The 15925-nt window shown below is 56.6% G+C and carries 12 protein-coding genes; 3 read left to right on the forward strand and 9 right to left on the reverse strand.

Annotated features, from left to right (window positions below; all coding sequences use genetic code 11):
- The first annotated feature begins 272 nt into the window (after nucleotides 1-272).
- Nucleotides 273-2054: an EAL domain-containing protein gene (locus ACR6AS_RS19415; RefSeq protein WP_367396367.1), complete on the forward strand. Its 1782-nt coding sequence runs from the start codon at nucleotides 273-275 to the stop codon at nucleotides 2052-2054.
- A 24-nt stretch (nucleotides 2055-2078) separates the two neighbouring features.
- Here ACR6AS_RS19415 and ACR6AS_RS19420 read toward each other — a convergent pair whose 3' ends face one another.
- The gene (locus tag ACR6AS_RS19420; RefSeq protein ID WP_418799718.1) at nucleotides 2079-3659 is read right to left on the reverse strand and encodes a sensor domain-containing diguanylate cyclase; all 1581 of its coding nucleotides are present in this window, start codon (nucleotides 3657-3659) and stop codon (nucleotides 2079-2081) included.
- A gap of 380 nt (nucleotides 3660-4039) precedes the next feature.
- Entirely contained in the window at nucleotides 4040-4540 is a 501-nt protein-coding gene (locus tag ACR6AS_RS19425) for a hypothetical protein (RefSeq protein WP_233498942.1), read from the reverse strand.
- A 178-nt stretch (nucleotides 4541-4718) separates the two neighbouring features.
- On the opposite strand from ACR6AS_RS19425, the gene ACR6AS_RS19430 reads away from it, so the two are divergent.
- Together ACR6AS_RS19430 and ACR6AS_RS19435 are read left to right on the forward strand one after the other, a co-directional pair.
- Complete coding sequence (locus ACR6AS_RS19430; protein WP_111138350.1) at nucleotides 4719-5630, forward strand: N-acetyltransferase; 912 nt, start codon at nucleotides 4719-4721, stop codon at nucleotides 5628-5630.
- A 264-nt stretch (nucleotides 5631-5894) separates the two neighbouring features.
- Nucleotides 5895-6434, forward strand: coding sequence for a chorismate mutase (locus ACR6AS_RS19435; protein ID WP_434163527.1), 540 nt, complete (start codon nucleotides 5895-5897; stop codon nucleotides 6432-6434).
- 28 nt (nucleotides 6435-6462) lie between these two features.
- Here the strand turns inward: ACR6AS_RS19435 and ACR6AS_RS19440 are convergent, their stop codons facing one another.
- The 7 genes from ACR6AS_RS19440 to ACR6AS_RS19470 form a co-directional block, all read right to left on the reverse strand.
- On the reverse strand, nucleotides 6463-7467 hold the full coding sequence (locus tag ACR6AS_RS19440; RefSeq protein ID WP_367396364.1) for a substrate-binding domain-containing protein: 1005 nt from the start codon (nucleotides 7465-7467) through the stop codon (nucleotides 6463-6465).
- Between the two features lie 29 nt (nucleotides 7468-7496).
- Entirely contained in the window at nucleotides 7497-8906 is a 1410-nt protein-coding gene (locus tag ACR6AS_RS19445; protein ID WP_434163528.1) for a sucrose-6-phosphate hydrolase, read from the reverse strand.
- On the reverse strand, nucleotides 8906-10276 hold the full coding sequence (locus ACR6AS_RS19450) for a sucrose-specific PTS transporter subunit IIBC (protein ID WP_367396363.1): 1371 nt from the start codon (nucleotides 10274-10276) through the stop codon (nucleotides 8906-8908). Before ACR6AS_RS19450 ends, ACR6AS_RS19445 begins: the two co-directional genes overlap by 1 nt.
- Nucleotides 10277-10343: 67 nt before the next feature.
- Complete coding sequence (locus ACR6AS_RS19455) at nucleotides 10344-11858, reverse strand: carbohydrate porin (protein WP_111138345.1); 1515 nt, start codon at nucleotides 11856-11858, stop codon at nucleotides 10344-10346.
- A 157-nt stretch (nucleotides 11859-12015) separates the two neighbouring features.
- Nucleotides 12016-12942, reverse strand: a complete 927-nt coding sequence (cscK, locus tag ACR6AS_RS19460) for a fructokinase (protein WP_111138344.1) — start codon at nucleotides 12940-12942, stop codon at nucleotides 12016-12018.
- A gap of 216 nt (nucleotides 12943-13158) precedes the next feature.
- Nucleotides 13159-14130 carry a ParB family protein gene (locus ACR6AS_RS19465; RefSeq protein ID WP_434163529.1) on the reverse strand — a complete coding sequence of 324 codons (972 nt, stop codon included), beginning with the start codon at nucleotides 14128-14130 and terminating at the stop codon, nucleotides 13159-13161.
- On the reverse strand, nucleotides 14127-15329 hold the full coding sequence (locus tag ACR6AS_RS19470) for an AAA family ATPase (protein ID WP_111138342.1): 1203 nt from the start codon (nucleotides 15327-15329) through the stop codon (nucleotides 14127-14129). Before ACR6AS_RS19470 ends, ACR6AS_RS19465 begins: the two co-directional genes overlap by 4 nt.
- Between the last annotated feature and the right edge of the window lie 596 nt (nucleotides 15330-15925).

Here is a 15925-nt window from a genome sequence, read left to right on the forward strand (position 1 = left end):
ATTATATAGCGCACTATTTTTATGCCTTCTATCCTGGCAGGGTATTTCAGAAATTAAAAGTTTCTGACGACAAAATAATAGAATCGTGATTAGTAAAATATTTCGTTAAAGAAAAAAGCCCTGCTATCCTGGTCAGGAGTGGCGCACAGTGAACTAAAAAAATAAACTGTCAGGGCTATTCCCTTTTTAAGAAATTGCCTGTAGTGATCACGCCATATCATTAAATTTATCTGTTTAATTTCGCTCCGTAACCAGACGGTGCGGAGGGATCCATGCTTACATGTTCAGGCGGCGACGACGATTGCCGCGCGCGCACGCTGAATGCGCTGTTGAGTTACGACGAAAGTCGTGACCAGGTTTTGCGGCAGTTTGTCCGGCTGGCCAGCCAGGCGCTCGGTATTCCGGGAAGTTTTATCTCCGTGCTGGATGATGAGATGCAGTACGTCAGGGCAGCGCATAATTTCACGCTGACGCACTCTTCCCGCCAGGATTCGCTCTGCCGTTACGCCGTAGACAGTGACAGTATCGTGGTGGTGCCTGATACGCTGCTCGACGCACGCTTTGCGGAACATCCGCTGATCCTGGGCGCGCCGTTTATTCGCTTCTATGCCGGCGTGCCGCTGAAGAGCAGCACCGGCCTCATTCTGGGAACGTTGTGCGTCACCGACGTGGCACCTCATCGCTTCGGTAGCGAGCAGGTGGCGATGCTCACCATGCTGGCGGCGCTGGTAATGTCTTTTCTGGAAGCCTGGTATTCGGCGGGCTTTGCCGATCCGGTTACGGGCCTGCCTAACCGTCAGCGTCTGATCCGCGATCTGCAGTTTCTGGCCGCCTCCGGCGACACCACGCCACGGCGGCTGGTTCTGATTGACTGCATCGATATGCCGCGCGCCTATGAGCTTGCGCGCTCAATGGGAATGGGCCCGGTTGAAAGCCTGCTGAAAGATGTTGCCACCCTGCTGCCGCTGCGTCTGCGGCCCGCGCCGGGTGAAATGCTCTACACGGTGGCAACCGGGCGTTTTGCGCTGCTGACACGTCAGGAGAGCAGGATGACGGCCAACTGGGTGGCAGATAAGCTGACGGGGATCAGCGCCGATCTCGGCGACGGACTGTCGGTAGCGCTGGTGACTCACACCGGGGAAGCCGGGTTCAACACCGGGGAACTGCCGCCGCAGGAGATCCTGCGACGTGCCGTCAGCGCCCTGCATGAGGCGATTACCCGTGACGTTCCCTCCATGCTTTTCAGCAAGGATACCGATACCCGCCATACCCAGGATTTCACCCTGATGCATGATCTGGCCGCAGCCATCCGCCAGAATAAAGGGCTATGGCTCGCCTATCAGCCTAAAATCTGTCTGCACAGCGGCAAGCCCATCGGCCTGGAAGCGCTTATCCGCTGGAAACATCCCCAGCACGGCGAACTCTCACCGGCGCAGTTTCTGCCTTTTGCCGGACAAACCGAACTGCTCAGCGAGCTGACAGCCTGGGTGACCGATCAGGCTATCACCCGCCTCGCACGGCTGCGCGACAGTTATATTCAGCTGCCGGTCACCATTAACGTCAGCAGCAGCGATTTTTCCCGCGACGGTTTTGCCGACCAACTGGAGGATCAGATGATCAGAGCGAAGCTGCCGGTTTCGCTGCTGGGCATTGAGTGTCTGGAGACCGAACGGATCCTGGAAAGCCCGGCCGCGATGCAGGGGCTTGAGATGCTGAAACTGCGTGGCTTCGGAATTTCGCTGGATGATTTCGGTACGGGCTACAGTAACATCAGCTATCTGCGACGCATGCCGCTGGACGTGATCAAGCTCGACCGCTCGCTGATCAGCGAGATTTCATCGGATACCGCTTCGCGCGTTATTGCCCGCAGCATAATCGCTATGCTCAAGGATCTGGATTACACAGTGCTGGCCGAAGGCGTGGAGAGTGCGGAAACCGAAACGGCACTGACCGAGTTTGGCTGCGATCAGGCGCAGGGCTTTTTCTATGCCCGACCGTTGCCGGAAATGGCGCTGGATGAGTGGCTCGGCTGGCGACTTCGCAGCAAGTGCTGAGCCCCCTCATCCCCTGAAGCGTTATCAGACCGGGGCAAAGGCGATGAACCCTTCAGGCCTCGCCATTATCACCCTGTTACGTCCGGCGGCTTTGGCCTTGTAGAGTGCTTCATCGGCACGCCGTATCAGAGACTCACGGTCACTCCCCTCCTCTGTCAGCGAGGCGACCCCAGCAGAGATCGTCATCGTGCCGGCAAACGGAAAGGTCGTGGCGCTGACGGTTTCACGGATACGCTCCGCGATACCGGCGGCGTCAGCCAGGGTGGTGTGTGGCAGCAAAAGAATAAACTCCTCGCCGCCGAACCGGCTGACAACATCGCCTGTGCGACAGGCCTGACGCAGTAACGAAGCCAGCCTGACCAGTGCCGCATCGCCGGCATCATGCCCGTAGAGATCGTTAATCTTTTTAAAATGGTCAATATCAATCGCGATCACGCACTGCTCATGCTGGCTGTCTGAGGCTGTCGCCAGCGCCGTAAAACCGCGCCGGTTGCACAAGCCCGTCAGCGGATCGGTCATCGCCTCGTTATTCAGCGCCGCCAGACGCCGGGCAACGATATAGCGGTACTCCTGCGCGGCCTCTTTCAGCCGATCGGCCTCGTAATACCAGGTTTTCACCGCCGAAAGAGATCCGCTCTGCGGGTCGTTGCCCTCGTTGCGAACCTGGTCCGCCAGCTTTTCGAGGGGCGAGGCGATTCGCCCGGCCAGTGACGCAATAATCGCTGCTGTCAGGGCGATGATGATCAGAATGAACCAGAGGGCATTCTCGGCTGACTTGATCTGAATCGTTCTGACCGTTTCAGAGGAGCCGGTGACAAAGATGTTCCAGCCCGTGCTGCGCAGCGTTCCGTAACCGGTCAGAAAGTCCCGTCCGTCTCGTTCCAGCGTGAAATGGCCGTTCTCGGTCGATGCGAGCTGCTTCTGAAGCGCCGGGCTGAGGGGCATCTTTGTGCCCACGCGCGCCGGATCGTGACTGAAAATAACCAGCCCGTCATTGCTGACCACGCTGACTGTCGACCCTTTGGTATAGAAATGCTGGCTCAGGATGTCACTCAGTATGCTGTGTTTTTTGAGGTAGATCGTCCCGCCCACATAGCCGAGATAATGCCCTTCCGGGCTGAAGAGCGGCTGAGACAGGAACACCACATAATTTCCGGAGGCCGAGGTAAAAGGATTAGAGATAAAGGGCTTTTGCGTCGTAATGGCCTGCTGACTGGCGGGTGAGTCGAGTCTGACCCCCTTCAGATTCAGGCTTTCGGGGGAGATGGCGGTCACGATGGCATGACTGTTAACCACCAGCACCGAGTTGAAAATGCCCGACTGCATCCGCAGCCGCTCGGTTTCCGCTTTCAGCAGTTGCGTGTCGCTGAGCCCCCTGATCTGGGTGGCGCTCCACGCCAGTTCACGCTGTGCTGTCGCCAGATAGCGATCGGTGGTGTCTGCCAGTTTACTGGCATACGCAATGTTGCCTTCCAGCAGGCTCTCTTCGATGTTGGCCTTCTGAAACAGCAGCAGCGCGCCCAGCAGCAGACCCGAGGTCAGTATAACCCCGCCAATTGAAAGTAAAGTCAGCAGTGAGCGAAGACGGATTTTTTCTTGATGCATCAGAGTCGGGGTCCGCATTGAGATTAATCTGAGTGTATCAGCCGCAACCCGATTCAAAGAAGGGAACAGAAGACGATTTACCCCTGATAACGATTTATTGCCCGGTGTTGTCTGCAACCCCGCAGTCCGGCTGAATCAATGGATGACAATGTGCTGAACGCGATAAAACTTAGCCGTGAATAATGAGGGCGAGTTGCGGCGGAATCCGTGGCCTTGTCCACCGCTATTATCAGGGGTACCGATGACAGTACCGGTTTAAGGGGAAAATAGCGGGGCAGCGTTTGCCCCGCTGAACAGACCAGATGAATCAGCTTCAGGAGAGTAAAAGCAGAGATCGCGATAAACGTTCAGATAAGCCTCTGCTAAATACATTACGATAATTAACGCCAGAATGATCGGATATAAGATCGGCTGCTGAGTCTTTTAATAAAATGATAGGGGCAGGTAAATCTTTGTCCATCCCACTCCAGATTAAACCACTGAAACTCATCATCTTTAATTGTATCCAACAGTGTCATTGCCTGCATGGGCGTCTGAAAAGCATAAGCTTTCATTACGCCCTCTTTGGTACATAAATCAATATGAACCATATAACCCCCGGGTGGTAAAAGAACTGAATATTTTATAATTATCTGACGACCCCTAAAGCATAAGCTATTTATTGCCGGCTGATTATCTGATTCCGTCATATTTTCGTAAAAGTTATGCTGACCCGGCATTCTTAATATTTTTGTGCAACTATGCCTTATATCATCAATTAATTTGACCATGCGGAAATAATCCGGCCTGAATCTCAGGAAATAAATCCTGAATTTATGATCAGCACCATCATCGGGGAGGACTAATCCGCGCGCAGAGCGATATGCTGCCGGGATTTTCATCAGGGCCTGACAGATCGTGCGGCACGGGCACGGGCATGAAAGACGCTACCGATGCGTTAGTGATGGTCATAAAGCGCGCACTTCGTTTACACTCTCAGCAGCCACATCTGCCTCTCTGCGCTCCGGCAGAGCCACAGAGAAGCGGGCGATCGCTGACGGCGGCCAAATAAGGACTCGTATGCTGAATTATATGGTGTCGCTTTATCGTACCGTTCCGGTCTCTTCTGCCTGCCTCAGCGACTGGCTGACCCGCTGGCTGGCACAGGAGGCGTTAAGATGTCACGATCATCATTTCTCGGCCGCTTTTCCCTGGCGTGAAACCGGCCTGCCTCAGCACACCTTTCTGCAGCGTGAACTGACGATCAACGGTCAGCGTTATCTCACCGGTCCCCGTTATCTGGGTGGCGACCTCGCCCAGCCTTTTATTGAAGTCGTGGCGCGGGACGGAGAGCTGGATCATACCGTTGCCAGCGCCATCATGCAGGCCTGGCAGCCGCTGAAGCCTCTGAAACTGCGTATTCTGTTACCTGCTTCCATGCCTGATATCGGCATCACAGACCAGCTGATCTTCGGCAGCGAGCCGGCATCATCCTGCGCACCCGGCGATCCGGCACTTTCGCTGGTCAGAGCCAGCCACAGGGATTATCCCGTTTGTATGACGGCGATTAACCGCGCCTACCGCGCCAGCTGGCAGACATTGCCCCATCTGCGCGGGCAGCTGCTGGCTACCAGCAGTCAGGAGCTGCGTGACGATATCGCCGGGGGGCATGTCTGTCTGATCGTCTGGCAGGGTAGCGTGGCCGGGCTGATAATCTGTGTGCCGCGGCGGCTGGCATTTATGGAGGGATTCCAGATTATGGATGAGGTGATTACGCCTGCGTATCAGGGCCGCGGGCTGGCCGCGCGTGCTCAGCGCTGCCTGCAGCAGCAGCTTAATCAGTGCTATGACCCGGCGGCACTGCTGACCGGTACGATTCTGCCGGGTAATACCCCTTCTCTGCGCAGCGCGCAGAATGCCGGGCGGCGCTGCCTGCTGAAATATCACTTTTTTACGCCCGCCGATCTGCGCACCGCCCGGCGCGCAATTTAATTGCACGGCGCTTCTGACCGTGACAGATCAGACGGCCCGGAAAGCCCCTCCGGCAGAATCGGATATGGCATCGGGTTACGCTGGAAACAGCCTGCCAGCATGGCATTCAGAGATGAATTTTTTATGAAAAAACGCAATCTGATTAACGATATAGTGCGATCGTCTGCATCAACGCACTCATTCACATTTTGAAAACAAAATAATCACACTAAGTTATTTTTTCATGCATAAATCAGTGCCAGTTTTCATTAACGGAGCAGGCAGATGACACAATTTGTGGCTGTTTTTCTCTCTTCACTGTTTTTATGCAGCAACGCTTTCGCGGGATCGGTTTCATCCGACGCCATCTCAGCAGCACTGAATGAACGCATGCAGATTATGAAAGCCGTTGCCGGTTATAAAGCCCGGCACCATTTGCCTGTAGAAGATCTGCCTCGTGAGCAGGTTGTGCTGGATAAGATGCTGAGCAACGCGCAGCAGACAGGGCTTGAACCGCAGTCGGTGGCCCCCTTTATTCATGCCCTGATGAACGCCGGTAAAGCGATACAGTACCGCTATCTGGCAGACTGGCTCTCCACGCCTGAAAACGCCCGCGCACCCGCAGACCTGGCGGAAACACGGCAACAGATAGAACGGCTGGATAGAGAACTGCTTAGTGCGATCAGCCAGCGTCTGAAGGCGGGCCCGCTGACGGAGCCGGATCGACGCGGGCTGATGGCGGCGCTTGCAGCGCCTCATCTCAGTGAGGCCGATAAAACCAGCCTTGTGACCTCTCTTTCGCGCATCCGGCGCAAAACGGAGTGACGCCATTGACCGGAAAAGGATCTGCCTGCTATCCGCGCAGTCGCAGCGTGGCGGGCAGGACCAGTTGACGCCGGAGGGGTTCCTCACCCGCAATCATCGTGGTCAGCAGAGAAAAACTGGCCTGCGCCAGCTCAGGGACATTCTGCTCTACCGTATCAATCGGGATCGAGAGCGAATCATAGAGATAGTGATCGTCAAAACTGGCAATACGGATGTCGCTGTTCAGCAGGTTATGCTCGCTCATGTAGCGCAGCACCCCCTCAAGCAGGCCACAGGCAGCGGTGAACATCGCTTTCGGCGGGCGTCCCAGCTGGCTGCAGAGCGTGGCAAACATCTCATAGCCGCTGCCGGGATGATAGTTACCCTGGATTATCCACTCCGGCTGCGCTGTCACCCCTGCCCGCGCCAGACCCTGCCTGAATCCGGCCAGACGATCCTGTGTCGGCGAGAGTGCGGACTGACCGCCCAGAAAGTAGATCTCTTCCGGGCAGGCACGAGCCAGCTTTTCAACCAGTTCAGCCGTTGGCGTAACCGAGTCGGTAATGACCCAGGGCAGCTTCGTATTATTCATATGGCGGTCAAACAGCAGCACCGGCAGCTGTTCGCTGAGGCTGAGATAGTCGCTGTCGCTCAGCATACTGGAGGCGACGATCAGCCCATCAACCTGACGCGACACCAGGTTACTGACCACAACGCGCTCCTGGATGGCATTTTCGTCGGTACAGGCGATCAGCAACTGCAGGCCCGCCGCGCGGCAGAGATTTTCCAGCGCGTGAGAAAAAGCGGCGAAACCGTGGTTCGTGATCTCCGGCACGACCAGCCCCAGCGTATGACTGCGGGCATCATGCAGCATCCGGGCGTGAATGCTGGGCTGATAGTGATGCTCCCTGGCCAGAGCCAGAACCCGTTCGCGCGTCTCTTTCGCGACCCGTAACTCTTCACCACGGCCGTTGAGCACCAGGCTGGCCGTGGCTTTTGAAACCCCGGCCAGTCCGGCGATGTCACTGATGGTAACGCGTTTTGTTTTTCTCACGACAAGGCATCGGTTAATGAAACAGGCGCTTATTCTACCATGCAGCGACGTAACGACCAGTAGCGCACCTGCAGTTCTGCGTCTCCGTGCAGGGTCAGCCTCGCCGGATGCTCAGGGAAATAGCGGCTGCTCATCACTCCTTCGCCATCATTGATGAAGATCTCAACGCTGGAGTGGTCGCACAGGATCTGCAACCGGCGGGCGGCTCCGGTCCAGTAACGGGTCATCCACTCTCCCGTCACCAGGCTGCGGCGCGTCAGCCGCAGTTCCTCCTGCTGCCACGTCAGGATCAACGTATCCGCGAAGCGGAGTTCGATGCCGCCCTCGCTCTCCAGCATCAGCTCCAGTCGCCGCGCGGCGATCGCGGGCGCGTCACTGGCACGGCCCAGATAGTGCTGCTCCTTTTCCCGCAGCGCCTGCAGCTCGGCGATCGGTTGCTGGCAGAGCCGGCCGTTACGCGAACTCAGCTCGCGTATACAGGTCATCTGATGGATCCACCCCTGCGCAATCGTGGGCTGGGCCATCTCTTCACCATCCGGCGTGCCCATCCAGCCCACCAGCAGACGCCGGCCGTCCGCCGTCAGCGTGGTCTGCGGGGCATAAAATTCAAACCCGGCATCCATCTCATTCAGCGATCCATGCACAAAGGCTGGCTGCGCATAATCCAGCGATCCGCTCAGCCAGGCGCAGGCGTGGCTGTTCAGATAGCGCTTCTCTTCGCGCGCCACGCCCTGCGGGCAGCAGATCAGATAGGTGCTGTCGCCCAGCCTGAACATATCAGGACACTCCCACATGTAGCCCGCGGCTGCCAGCCCGCCCCGTTCGCTGCCCGTAATCTCACCGAGATTCTGCCACGTTCGCAAATCGTCAGAACGCAGCAGCAGCACCCTGCCCTGTCGCTCTGTCGTCTGCGCGGCCAGCACCATGTACCAGCGATCTTCATGCCGCCACACTTTGGGATCGCGAACGTGGCCGGTGTAGCCCTCGGGCACCGCGATGACCGGCCCTAGCTTATCAAAGCCGCCTGCGCTGTTCTGCTGCGCCAGGCACTGCCACGCGGTACGCGAGCCATCCTCAAATTTCACATTACCGGTGTAGATCAGCGTCAGGACACCTTCATCCTCCACTGCGCTGCCGGAGTAGCAGCCGCTGCGGTCATACGCCTCATCCGGCATCAGGGCAAGGGGCTGATGCACCCAGTGCAGCAGATCGGCTGATCGCCAGTGTCCCCAGCATTTGTGCTGATGGGCGCAGCCAAGCGCATTCCACTGGTAAAAGAGATGATACTCACCCCCGGACTGGATAAAGCCATTGGGATCGTTCAGCAGGCCCGTAACCGGTGCCAGATGCCAGCCGGGATAGTGGCTGTCGCTGAGCGCCTTTGGCATCCCCTGCATGACCGCCTGCAGAATGGCGGCCAGACGTGTTGATGAAACCATTATTCTGCATCCGTTTTGTATTTAAGCAGATAAGAGATCACGAACGCGGCCGTGAACGCGATGACGATACCGATAATATAGTTCAGCAGCGATCCGGCCTGGACAATCGCCATACCCGGCAGACCGGTCAGCCCTACCGCCGTCATATAAACATGCACCGAGACGACCCAGGCACCGCCCAGCGCACCGCCCACTAATCCGGCGATAAAGGGTTTCATAAAGCGCAGGTTGATACCAAAAATGGCTGCCTCGGTGATCCCCAGCAGCGCGGAAAATGCCGAGGGCAGTGAGATCGCTTTAATTTTTGCATCGCGGGTTTTAAACCAGACCGCCAGACAGGCACCGCCCTGCGCGACGTTCGCCATCGCCCAGATGGGCAGCAGGAAATTCACCCCAATTGAAGGGTTGCCCAGCAGTCCTGCTTCGATAGCGTGAAAGCTGTGATGCACACCGGTAATCACAATTACCGAGTAAAGTCCGCCAAACACCAGTCCGGCCAGCCAGCCCGCATGCGCAATCAGCGTGCTGAGGACAAATGAGATCCCATCGCCCAGCATACGGCCGGCCGGGCCGATAATCAGCAGCGCGATAAAGCCGGAGATGATGACCGTCAGGAACGGCGTGAGGATCAGATCCAGCGCATCCGGGATAATCCGGCGCAGCTGCTTTTCCAGCAGGCTCATAAACCACACTGCCAGCAGCACCGGGAACACCGTGCCCTGATAGCCAATCATCGCCACTTCGATGCCGAAGAAGTTCATGGTGTGGAAACCGGCGGCGACACCCCAGGCGTTGGTCAGTGCCGGATGCGTGAGGATCCCGCCCAGGGTCGCGCCCAGAAACGGATTGCCGCCAAACTCACGGGCAGCCGTGAAGCCAATCAGGATCGGCAGGATGATAAAGGCCGCCGAACTGCACATGTCCAGCATGATGTAGAGCGCATTTTCTGGATTGACCCAGCCGTAGGTTTTGACCATTCCCAGCAGGCCCATCAGCAGACCTGACGCCACAATCGCCGGGATAATGGGCACGAAAATATTGGATAACAGGCGGGCGATGCGCTGGAAAGGGTTGAGCTTGCGGGCGGCAATGTCGGCGGCTTCAGATTTGCTCGACTCACTGATGCCTGCCTCGGCAATAAAGGCCGCGTAGACTTTGTTCACCACGCCGGTGCCGAAGATCACCTGCAGCTGTCCGGCGTTGCGGAAACAGCCTTTAACGCCCTCAACGCGGCCAATGGCGGCAGTGTCCGCTTTCTCATCGTCTGCCAGCACCAGCCGCAGGCGCGTGGCACAGTGGGCGGCGCTGGCGATGTTCTCTTTGCCTCCCATCAGCGGCAGGAGTGCCCGGGCGATTTTTACGTAATCCATAGATACCTCAGTCTTGTTATGTTTTTATCCGCATGGCGTAATGGCCCCGGCTGCCGGGGCCGCCTGTTCAGAACCAGGTTTCCATCTGTACGCCGAAGTTCCATTCGCCGCCGGCATCGAAGCCTTTGCTGCCGAATGCATCGTCACTGGCGTAGTTATCCAGCCGGTGATCCCAGTCCATCCAGGTGGCGAAGAGACGGATTTCCGGCCGTTTAAGGAAGTCACCGACATCCCCGGCTTTCAGGGTCGGGGCGACGGTCAGTTTGGTAAAGCTGCCGCTGACCGCGTTGCGGTTGTTGTAACCGGCCGGACGCAGATCCATGTACTGATATGAACCCTCATACTGCATCTCAAAGTTCTGCGTGATCTCCTGAATCAGGCGCAGGTTGACTGTTGCCCAGTCATAACTGTCACCTTTGACATAACGATCGTCACTGCGCTGTGCCAGCAGCGCAGGCGCAATGTGCCAGCCGCCACCCAGCGGCGTGATGCCATAACTCGCCAGACGCCAGGTGTTTGCCTCCGGCAGCAGCGCCCCGTCGGAGCCAATGGATTTCACTTCCGCACCCAGTCCGTGACCATAAAGCAGCGCGGTTTTTGCGGTACCTTCTGTCAGCCCGTAAAAGCTGTCGTTGTGGAGCCCCAGCAGAGCATGGACGCCGGTTTCTGCCGCGTCGCTTTTCACCCTAAGACCGTCAATGTCGCGGCGATCGTCATTATCTTTCGCCCGCATGCCGCTGACCATCAGCTGCACTGGCCCGACAAAGTTATTCAGCGACAGGATGTAGTTCTGCGCGGTGTTCTCATTGTTCTCAATATCACCGAAGGTACGGCCATACAGCGAGAGGTTACTTCGCGCCTGCTCGCCCCATTTCATGTCGTAAATACCGGCGCCGGTTCCGGCCAGGAACACGACATCGGAGTCAATCCAGTGGATATCGAAGTTATCCCGGTCAAAACGCTTACCGGCCCAGACTGTGGCGTTATCGAACGCGCCGCTGAAGGTAGGAAGCTGACCGAGTTCGACAAACGCCTGGCGCAGATTGAGATCGCTGCTGGCAGCAGTCCAGTCATTGTAGGTGCGCTGCCCGTCCGCCAGCATCGCTTTGAAGCGGGTAGTCGCTCCATTGTCCAGCGTCTGTTTATGCTCCAGGTTAAGTTCAACGTAGGTGTCCGGTTCGTTACCCAGCCGTCCTACATGACCGCCGGTTTCCCCGGCAGGGGTAACGGTTGGCCCGCCCTGTGTCCGGGCAGCCGAGCTGTTCATCAGCAGACCAGAACGGGCATAGCCGTGAAATTCGAAGCCCCCGTTATCCGCAGGCGTCGGTTCCGGTTTCGCGCTGTTCTTTGCGACCTGAGCGGCAGCCGCCTGATTCTGCTGCTGTACTGCCGCCAGCTGCTGAGCCTGCTTTTCAGCATTCTCAGCACGGGTTTCTGCGGCACTCGCCCGCTGCTCGGCAGCCTGGAGTCGCTGCTCCATGGCCGCCAGGCGAGCTTCAATGCTGCTCATGCTGGGATCGGCCCAGACAGGTGTGGAAAGGAGAAGTGCAGAGAGGGTCACTGCCAGCGTGCTTTTTTTCATTTTTATGTCCCCGAGGAGAGTGGCTATCATCACCAGCTTTTGCTAAACCGGTTTAGGCGCAAATCATAGCCACGGGTAATTTCCCTTCGCAACGAAAATAGCTAAACCGGTTTAGTGATTGTGAGACAGCTCGCAAAACAGGGGCAATAAATGACCGTCAGCCAGCCAGATCGTCCAATTGGTGAAGCCAGGGAAGCGCCGTCATCGCCCCTTTAGCCGTGGTCGCCAGGGCACCACAGTGCTGTGCGCTGGCAAGACAGCGCGCTAACTGCGATTCGTCGGCTGGCAGCCCGTGCTGCGCCAGCTTCCAGAGCAGCCCCGCGACAAAAGCATCCCCAGCACCTGTGGTATCAACGCTGGTAACCGGCGAAGTCGTGTAATGCTTTATCTGGTCCTGAAAACAGGCGATGACCCCTTCCCTGCCCCGGGTGACCAGCAGCAATTTAAGGCCAAACTGCGCCGCCAGCTGCGGCATGCTGACTGACGGCTCCCGATCCGGGCAGAGAAACGCCAGCTCATCGTCCGACAGCTTCACGACGTCGGCAAAGCTCAGCGCCTCACTGACCACCGCACGCAGCTGCGCCGGATCGGGCCAGAGATCCTGGCGCAGATTTAAATCGAAGCTGACATGACCGCCTGCTGACCGGATCTGCTGCATCGCCGTCAGGGTTGTGCTGCGCGAAGGCTCAGCGGCCAGGGCGATCGAACAGCAGTGCAGCCACTCGCCGGAACGGAAAGCAGGCAAATCCGCAGCCGCGAGGAACAGATCGGCACTGGGCCGGACCATAAAGGTAAAGGAGCGTTCACCCTGCTCATCCAGACCGACCACGACCGTTGAGGTACGGTGCTCCGGATCGGCCACCATATAGCGGGTATCGACCTGCTCTTCACGGAGCGTCTGCCGCATGAACTCACCAAAGGGATCGGCCCCTACCCGGCCGATGAAACCGCTGTTTCCCTGAAGACGGGCGATCCCCACCGCCACATTGGCGGGCGCACCGCCCGGACACTGCATCAGGCGACCCGGCGTTTCGGGCAGTAAATCCACCACGGCATCACCGAGGCACCATACGCGAACGGACATAACACACTCCTCTGATTAAACCTGAAAGCTAAACCGTTTTAGCTATAGCGTCAAACGGCGGTAACTTCAAGTTAAACCCCACTGATCTGGAGCCTGGTTAACAGAGTTTTTGCAGGAACAATAAGGGAGAAGGCAGACGCGGGATGGCCGGAATGATTTGCCGGAAATAAAAAACCGGCGCAGGGCCGGTTCTGTTATCCGTGAGCTGATATGAGATTATTTGACAGTGGAGAGTATCTGTCTGATCGAGGCATCGATCTGCTCGGCTATCTCTTTTGGCAGGCGGCTGAATTCATACTGTATGGTGCGCTTTTCGTCATTGGTTTTGCGACGCGCATAGGTATTGGCCGTGCTGAACGTGGCCAGTTTTTCCGTCACCGTTTTGCTGGCGGGAGCCGGCTTCTTTAACTGACGGCGGGCCGTTTTGAATCCGTTCAGAATAACGCCTTTCTTCTCATCCAGACTGGCGCTTTGCAGGGCCGCATCATCATCCAGCCTGTGACGGATCTGATCGACCAGTTCGCTGATGTCCATCGCCTCCGCTTTCGCCTCTTCCGATACGTCAAGCAGCAGCTGATAGTCCTGCAGGGTCAGTTCAGAGACGACCGGGAACAGCTCAATAAATTCGGCGGGAACGGCGGCGGCCTGGAACGCGCGGGAAACTTTGGCATTGGAGATCCCCTCTGCTTTGGCGATCTCGCTTTTGCTCATGCCATTTTCGTACATCAGCTTGAAGCGCAGCCCCAGCTCGCGCAGGTTGTGCTCTTTTGCCGTCTGAATATCAGCGGCCAGCTGACGCGCATCGCTGAGACTCAGCGCATCCGCCGTCACCAGCACTTCCAGACTGGCGCCGGAAAGCATACAGGCGGCGCGGCGGCGTGAGCCATCCATGATCTCAATCTGGTTTCCGTTGACGCGACCGATAGCCGGGAAAAACTGCTGCAGCGTAATGGTACGGGTGATCTCCTGCAGCGACTCTGGCGTCAGCGTGCGCTGGTCGCGTCCGTTGATACCGGGATCAACGCTGGTTCGGGTGGCAATATCATCATGCGGGATCAGCTGACGGACAAAGGTCGCTTTGGCACCCGACTTCAGCGTAAAGGTGCGTGACTGGCTGCTGCTGTCTATCATGCTGGCGATAGCCGAGTCCCCGAATTTACGGCCGATACGCTGTATAGGTTTGCTCACAGGGTACTCCTGATATATTCGATTCGGTCAAAAACAGCCCTGGAGAACTGCTCGGCTTCATGTTTGGCTTTGCGCAGCGCGTCTGCACTGCCCGGATACGAGGCCGGGTTAGCGCTGATGACGGTATCAAAAGACTCGCCACAGCGCTCGAATCCATCCAGGCGCGGTAAACCGCAGTCCAGCATCGATTTGGTAAAGACCTCACGTGCATAGCTCTGGGAAGTCAGATGATCGTGCTTGGAGGTCATCTTGGACATGAAGCCGATATTTGCCTTGAGGCGTGGTTCGACGCCTTCAGATTCGATCCGCTCCAGCATCTCCGGCAGGCGGGTCAGATACTTCATAGTGGAATGGAAATCGACCTGCGCCGGGGGCGTTGGTGTCAGCAGGACGTCACTGGCTGCAATTGCATTCAGCATAAAAGAGTCGAGGTGGGGGCCGGTGTCCAGGAAGATGAAGTCATAGTCACCCGCCAGACGGTCGATTACGTTGCGGCGTAATACCTCTGAAGGTGCCACGCCAGGCAGATGTTCAGCAACCAGCTCTTCCCAGTCGCTTGCCACAAAACCGTCGTCAATCGAAGCCGGGATCACATCCACGCCAGGCATCACGGTCGGCTTGATAAACTGCTCACGCAGCTGATCGGCATCCAGGTCGTTAAGCATCGCCTGCGCGGCGGTTTCGAGTACGGAACCGACGCTGTTGGTGTGGCTCAGAAACATGGTGCTGGACGCCTGAGGATCGAGGTCGATAACCAGGATGCGCAGGTCGTTGTGCAGCATAGAAGGGTGGGCGCGCATGCCGTGCGCAAGGGTAACCGTACTGACGGTTTTAGACACGCCACCTTTAAGGCTGACGACAAACACGACAAAAGGACCATCGTGACGGTCACGATATTTAGGGACTTTACGATGCTGATAGATGTCGACCACGTTCTGAATGGTCAATGCATATTGTGACGTGCTGCCGGTCTGTTTTTTACCGAACTGATAGCCTGCGGCTTCCATATCGCTGATCGCAGCAACTACGGCATGCTTGCTCAGCAGTGGCATATTGGCGACCGCGTTGCGGGAAAAGGTCTGATAAAAGCCGGTCTGGTTAAACTCCTGACGCTGCTGCTCAATATGATCGCTGAGTCCATGCAACATGGAGTTGGCACGGGTTGCCATCTCCAGCACTCCGCCATAATCACGCTTCATAAGCCCCTCTTTCTTAATGTTTTTGGCATACTACACAAAAAGCAGCGACCTGCCAATTTTTTAGAAAAAAGCTAAAAACCTGGATTTTTTATCACAGAGTGAAGCGGATTACCTGAAGGATTAGAGAAGAGTAACTGGGTACATGCATTGTCTATGCTTTAAAAACATAAACAGTAATAACTGCAAAGCGATGACTGTGCAGATGGCGGAACTGATTTTACGCAGAAAGAGGTATTATGCCCGGTGAGCTTCCTGCCTGTATCATACAGGTTTTTCTGATGGTGTTTTCAGCATGAAAATTTCATAAAAAACCAATAAAATCAGCACATTGAAAGAGAAAAGGGCTGGTGAAAAATCTGTCTGAGATTATCGGGTCACAGGCGTCAGTTTAATTATTCCGTTAGCATGGATAGGGTGTCTGAGTCTTATCTGCATCTGCCGTTTAAAATACCGGATTAAATACTGTCAGCAGACGTGGACAATCTACTTTACAGAGGTATCACGACAAGCCTGGTCAGATGAGCGCTAAAAGCCTGAGGCTTACAGAGATTGTTATCGTAATCTGCTCCTGCTCCCACCTCAGCAATACTTACCTG

The organism is Pantoea phosphatilytica (assembly GCF_051025615.1).
In the GTDB taxonomy this organism is placed as follows: Bacteria; Pseudomonadota; Gammaproteobacteria; order Enterobacterales; family Enterobacteriaceae; genus Pantoea.